A 2,101-nucleotide genomic window follows, 5' to 3' on the forward strand; every position below is an offset into this window, starting at 1 on the left:
GACGACGGCGGCGACGGCGGCGAGAAGCCCGTCAAGGACGACCCCGCCCAGGCGCAGGCCGAGGAGCTGGACGCGCTGCTCGCGGAGAGCAACAACAGCCGCGACGCGGTCATCGGCTCGGTGGAGAACATCCGCCAGTGCAAGGCCCTCGGCAAGGCCGCCAAGGACCTGCGCGACGCGGCCGGCCAGCGCCGCGACCTGGTCGCCCGGCTCTCGGACCTGAGCGTCGACAAGCTCCCGTCGAACGCCGACCTGACGCGCTCGCTGACCGACGCCTGGAACGCCAGTGCCTCCGCCGACGACCACTACGCCGCCTGGGCCGACGCCGCCAAGCGCGGCCGGGGCTGCGGTGGCGGCGGGAACCACCTGTCGGCGGGCAACAGCGCCAGCGGCGACGCCACCACCGCCAAGGAGGAGGCCGCCGGGCTCTGGAACCCGATCGCGGAGAAGTACGGCCTCACGCAGCGCCAGGCGACGCAGCTGTGAGTCCCGCGGACGGCACCGGGAGGGACGCCGGCGGTCCCGTCGGTGAAAGGGCTTCCCGCCGCGACCGCCGTTACTCCACCATGGTGCCCATGCCCATCAACGACATGCCGTGGTGGCGCTGGCGCGCCAATGTGCGCTCCGCGCTGCACATGCTCTCCGACCAGGATTTCCAGCGGGAGTACTGGGCGGCGGGGACGGCGGGGTACGGGGACGTCACCGACGCCGTCTACCGCCTCGTCGAGGACACCTGGCTGGACAACTGGTCGGCGGAGAAGTACGTCGGGACGATCTTCCGCGACTCCCGCGAGGCCGCGCTCGTCGACGTCGCCGTGCTGCGGGTGCTGCGCATCATGCACCAGGTCGGCGCGGACTCGCCGGTCTCCGCGTACATGGAGAACCACGCCTGGCCCGAGGCCGTGCGCGCGGCGCGGGAGGCGCACGTGCGGCTCGCGGAGAGCGACGGCGACGACCCCGACACCCCGCCGCGCTCCCTGGAGGTGCTGGCGATCATGACGGGCACCGCCTGACGGGTGTGGGATCGTGGGCCCATGAGCGAGTACGTACTGACGCTGTCCTGCCCGGACAAAAAGGGCATCGTGCATGCAGTCTCCAGTTATCTGTTCATGACGGACTGCAACATCGAGGACAGCCAGCAGTACGGCGACCCCACCACCGGCCTGTTCTTCATGCGGGTGCACTTCTCCGCCGAGGCGCAGGCGAACGTCGAGAAGCTGCGGGCCAGCTTCGCGGCGGTGGCGGAGTCGTGGGCGATGGACTGGCAGATCCACGAGCAGGGCAAGAAGATGCGGGTGCTCCTCATGGTCAGCAAGTTCGGGCACTGCCTGAACGACCTGCTGTTCCGCGCCCGCAGCGGCGCGCTGCCGGTGGAGGTCGCCGCCGTGGTCTCCAACCACACCGACTTCGAGGAGCTGGCAGGCTCCTACGGCGTGCCGTTCCACCACCTGCCGGTCACCAAGGACACCAAGGCGGAGGCGGAGCAGCGGCTGCTGCAGCTGGTCCGGGCCGAGGACGTCGAGCTGGTGGTGCTCGCGCGCTACATGCAGGTGATCTCCGACGACCTCTGCAAGCAGCTGGAGGGGCGGATCATCAACATCCACCACTCCTTCCTGCCGAGCTTCAAGGGCGCGAAGCCGTACCACCAGGCGCACGCGCGCGGGGTCAAGCTGATCGGCGCCACCGCGCACTATGTGACCGCGGATCTCGACGAGGGCCCGATCATCGAGCAGGAGGTCGAGCGGGTCGGGCACGAGGTGACGCCGGAGCGGCTGGTGGCGGTCGGCCGGGACGTGGAGTGCCAGGCGCTGGCGCGGGCGGTGAAGTGGCACAGCGAGCACAGGGTGCTGCTGAACGGCACGCGCACGGTGGTGTTCGCGTAGCCGCTGCTGCGCGGCCGGCAGGGCTCCTACGCCCCCGCAGCCGCTCCTGAGCGTCCTCTGCGCCCGCACGGCGCCCGGCGGCGGCCCCCGCACTGCCCGCGGCTTCCTACAGCCGCGACAGCGACGCCGTCGCGTACAGGAAGTCGTCCACGGCCTCGCGCTCCCCGTCGCGTCCCACCGCCGCCTCCTCGGGCGACACGTGCCCCGCCGCCAGCCGG

The 2,101-nt window shown here is 71.4% G+C and carries 2 protein-coding genes and 1 pseudogene; all 3 read left to right on the forward strand.

Annotation, left to right across the window (positions count from 1 at the left end; translation table 11 throughout):
* Positions 1-486 (forward strand): annotated as a pseudogene (locus tag H5J30_RS29250) (hypothetical protein); the annotation flags it as partial.
* An 80-nt stretch (positions 487-566) separates the two neighbouring features.
* Complete coding sequence (locus H5J30_RS29255; RefSeq protein ID WP_181790284.1) at positions 567-1,013, forward strand: SCO4402 family protein; 447 nt, start codon at positions 567-569, stop codon at positions 1,011-1,013.
* 21 nt (positions 1,014-1,034) lie between these two features.
* Positions 1,035-1,883, forward strand: a complete 849-nt coding sequence (gene purU, locus H5J30_RS29260; RefSeq protein WP_181790285.1) for a formyltetrahydrofolate deformylase — start codon at positions 1,035-1,037, stop codon at positions 1,881-1,883.
* Positions 1,884-2,101 lie beyond the last annotated feature (218 nt).

It is taken from the genome of Streptomyces phytophilus (assembly GCF_013870535.1).
Lineage (GTDB): Bacteria > Actinomycetota > Actinomycetes > Streptomycetales > Streptomycetaceae > Streptomyces > Streptomyces phytophilus.

What these genes read in the sequence shown, in the direction of transcription:
- H5J30_RS29255 (WP_181790284.1), top strand. Translation starts at nt 567, where the DNA reads ATGGTGCCCATGCCCATCAACGACATGCCGTGGTGGCGCTGGCGCGCC.
- purU (WP_181790285.1), top strand. Translation starts at nt 1,035, where the DNA reads ATGAGCGAGTACGTACTGACGCTGTCCTGCCCGGACAAAAAGGGCATC.